Here is a 3,766-nt window from a genome sequence, read left to right on the forward strand (position 1 = left end):
GGGGGGGGGCCGCGCCCCCCCCCCCCGCGCCGCTTGCGGGAGATGCCGCGTCAGGACTCGCCGCGGCCCAGCTCCCAGAGCTTCAGGTCGGCCGAGGAGGTGACGGCCCACTCCACACCGGTCAGTCCGTCCAGCGAGGCGACGTACTGCTTGCCCTGCCAGACCGGCAGGAGGGGGACGTCGTCAGCGACGATGTCCTGGAGCTTCTCGAAGGCCGGGGTCGCGGCGCTGCGGTCTGCCTCGCGGCGGGACTGCGGGATGAGCGTGCCCTGTGCCTCGGTCGACTTATACGGCGAGTTGAGGAAGTTGTTCTCGTCGAGGAACGGAGCGATGTAGGTGTCCGGGTCCGGGAAGTCGGGGAACCAGCCCATGCCGAACACGGCGTAGTCGCCCTTCTTCTGGGCGGGGCGGTACTTGTCCCAGGGTGTGCCCTGGACGTCGACCTCGAACAGCTTCGTGTCGTTGAGCTGCTTCGCCAGCGCCTCGAACTCCGCCTTGGTGGCGGGGCCGTAGTGGTCCGTCGTGTAGTGCAGCGTGAACTTCACCGGCGTGTTGATGCCGGCCTCGTCCAGAAGGTCGGCCGCCGTGTCCACGTTGGGCTCACCGTACTTGTTGTAGAACGAGTTGGTGTGGCTGGTGATGCCGGACGGGATCAGCGAGTAGAGCGGCTCGGCGGTGCTGCCGTACACCTTGCTGGCGATGGACCCGCGGTCGATGACCTGTGCCATGGCCTGACGAACGGCCTTGTTCTTCACCGCGGGGTCCTCGGTGTTGAACGCGAGGTAGCTGATGGCGAGGCCGGGCATCTCGGTGAGCTTCACACCCTCTTCCGGCTCCACCAGCATCTTCTGAACCTGCTCGGGCGACATGTTGCGCGTCATCATGTCGATCTTCTTCTCGTCGAGCGCCTTGCCCATCGCCTTCGCGTCGGGGAAGAGGTCCAGCTCGACCTTCTCGTTCCTGATCTTCAGATCACCCTTGTACTTCGGGTTCTTGGTGAAGACCACCTTGACGACCTGGTCGCCCTCGACCTCGGGCTTCATCGTGTAGGGGCCGGATCCGTCGACCTGGAAGCCTTCGCGCGCCTCCTTCGCCGGGTACTTGTCCTTCTGGACGATGCCGGCGGGCGGCGTGGCGAGCTTGTAGGGGAAGGTGGCGTCCGACGTCTTCAGGTGGAAGACGACCTCATTCTCGCCCTTGGTCTCGACCGTGTCGATGTTGGCGAACAGGGCGACCGGGCCGCTCTCGTCCTTGATGTCGATCACACGCTGGATGGAGTACTTCACGTCCTCCGGGGTGACGGGGGTGCCGTCGGCGAAGGTGAGTCCGTCACGCAGCGTGCAACGGTAGCTCTCGTTCTCCGTGTCCGTGAAGGCGCAGCTCTTGGCCGCCTCGGGGACCGGCTCGCCGCCGCCCCGCGGTATGTGGGTCAAAGTTTGCACGGTCTGGCGCAGCAAGTTCCAGACCCCGGCCTCGTAGCCGATCGCCGGGTCCAGCGGGGCCGGGTTGTCCGTCGAGGCGATGAACTGGTCCGTCGTCCCGACCACGATGGCATCGCCCCCGGCGTCCGACCCGCCACAGGCTGCGAGCACGGGCACGAGCAGGCCCACTACCGCCGGCAGCACCAGCGTTTTGCGGTTCATCTGGACGTTCTCCCTCATTCCGGCATGTGAGAAAACCGAGATTAGTAGGCGCCGCAGGGGGACCAGAACGGTGCGGATCGGCCGCTGTATCCATTCGGTGATCGCCGATGACGGGTTGTCCATGTCACGCTCGGGAATGTTTCGTACACAAATCCATCAACCCGGACGTATGGGGTCGCGAAACGGACAGCCGGACAGGCCCGGCGGTGGCCCGGACGTCACATCGAGTGGCGAACATCACGCCTCCGCGCCCCATGGGCGACATTGACATGGACCTGATTTTCCGGGAATGCGGCAGCCCTCCGGGTATCAGGTGCACGAAGTAGCGACCAGGCCCCGCAGGAAGGCGAGATCCACCTGCTCCAGGGAGGACACGACAGCTCTGCCCTGCGCGGGCGCGATCGGCGCCACGGACGGCACGGCGACGACACGGCAGCCCGCCGCCTCGGCCGCTGCGACTCCCGTCGCGGTGTCCTCGACGACCGCGCAGCGCCAGGGACTCGCGCCGAAGCCCGCCGCCGCCACGAGGTAGGGCTCAGGGTGGGGCTTCGTGCGGGTCACCTCGTCGCCCGCGACCGTGAGCGCGAAGTGGTGGCGGCCGACGGAGTCCAGGACCCGGTCGATGATGCGCCGGTGCGAGGCGGAGACCAGGGCGGTGGGCACCTCGTGCGCCGCGAGTTCGGCGAGCAGCCGGGCGGCGCCCGGCATCAGCGTCACCCCGTGTCCGATGCGCTTCTCGAAGCGGTCGTTGAGCAGCACGGTGAGCTTCTCGAGGGAGATGTCTGCGCCGGTGACCTCGATGAGGTAGCCGGCACTGCGGGTCATGGGCCCGCCGACCACCACCTCGCGCCAGGCCTCGTCCAGCCGGTGACCGAGGTCGGCGAAGACCTCGACCTCCACGTCCCACCAGAATCCTTCGGTGTCGACCAGTGTGCCGTCCATGTCGAGCAGGACGGCTTGGAGCGCCGGCCCTTCGGCCGGGCGGGTCAGGGACGCGGGGACCGTACTGGTCATCCGGCACACCTCCATGAGGGACGAGAAGGCCGGCCGCCTTCCCGGTGGGAACGGCGACCGGCCTGCACTGGACCGACCAGTCTACGACTCGTACCCGTACGGCGCGCGGAGTGGTGCCTTACCGCGCGTGGAACGGTTCCTTACCGTGCGTTGAAGTACTTCGCCTCCGGGTGGTGGATGACGATCGCGTCCGTGGACTGCTCGGGGTGCAGCTGGAACTCCTCGGAGAGCTTCACCCCGATCCGCTCGGGCTCCAGGAGCTCGGCGATCTTCGCCCGGTCCTCCAGGTCGGGGCAGGCCCCGTAGCCCAGGGAGAAGCGCGCCCCGCGGTACTTCAGCGCGAACATGTCCTCGACGTCGGACGGGTCCTCGCCGGCGAAGCCGAGCTCGCTGCGGACCCGCGCGTGCCAGTACTCGGCGAGTGCCTCGGCCAGCTGCACGGACAGTCCGTGCAGTTCCAGGTAGTCGCGGTAGGAGTTCGACTCGAAGAGCTCGGCGGTGGCCCCGCCGATCCTCGAGCCGACGGTGACGACCTGGAGGCCGATCACGTCCGTCTCGCCCGACTCCTCGGGGCGGAAGAAGTCCGCGAGGCAGAGGCGGCGGCCGCGGCGCTGGCGCGGGAAGGTGAAGCGGGTGCGCTCCGAGCCGTCCTCGTGCAGCAGGATCAGGTCGTCGCCCTTGGAGACGCAGGGGAAGTAGCCGTAGACGACGGCGGCTTCCAGCAGGTTCTCGGTGTGGAGCTTGTCGAGCCAGCCGCGCAGGTGCGGGCGGCCCTCCCGCTCCACGAGCTCCTCGTAGGTCGGTCCGTCACCGGCGCGGGTCTGCTTGAGGCCCCACTGGCCCTTGAAGAGGGCGCCCTCGTCCAGCCAGGAGGCGTACTCCTTGAGCTGGATGCCCTTGACGACGCGGGTGCCCCAGAACGGCGGCTCGGGGACCGGGTTGGTGACGGAGACGTCGGACCGCACGCCCTCCTCCGGCTCGTCCGCCTCGATCAGCTGCGTGTCCCGCTTGGGCACCCGGCGCTGCTTCAGCTCGGGGAGGGTGGCGCCCGGGACACCGCGCTTGACCGCGATGAGGGCGTCCATCAGCCGCAGCCCCTCGAACGCGTC

Annotated in this window: 3 protein-coding genes; all 3 read right to left on the reverse strand. The window is 68.2% G+C overall.

Going from position 1 to position 3,766, the window contains the following annotated elements; translation table 11 throughout:
- Positions 1 to 50 precede the first annotated feature (50 nt).
- Positions 51 to 1,643 carry an ABC transporter substrate-binding protein gene (locus ACWD04_RS33780; protein WP_451137552.1) on the reverse strand — a complete coding sequence of 531 codons (1,593 nt, stop codon included), beginning with the start codon at positions 1,641 to 1,643 and terminating at the stop codon, positions 51 to 53.
- A 309-nt stretch (positions 1,644 to 1,952) separates the two neighbouring features.
- Positions 1,953 to 2,657, reverse strand: a complete 705-nt coding sequence (locus ACWD04_RS33785; protein ID WP_451137550.1) for an HAD family hydrolase — start codon at positions 2,655 to 2,657, stop codon at positions 1,953 to 1,955.
- Positions 2,658 to 2,797: 140 nt separating this feature from the next.
- Positions 2,798 to 3,766: vitamin B12 dependent-methionine synthase activation domain-containing protein (locus ACWD04_RS33790; protein ID WP_451137551.1), on the reverse strand; the 969-nt coding region annotated here is incomplete at its 5' end.

It is taken from the genome of Streptomyces sp. NPDC002911, assembly GCF_053591835.1.

Coding starts and splice junctions, on each gene's coding strand:
- ACWD04_RS33780 (WP_451137552.1), bottom strand. CDS start 1,643: ATGAACCGCAAAACGCTGGTGCTGCCGGCGGTAGTGGGCCTGCTCGTG.
- ACWD04_RS33785 (WP_451137550.1), bottom strand. CDS start 2,657: ATGACCAGTACGGTCCCCGCGTCCCTGACCCGCCCGGCCGAAGGGCCG.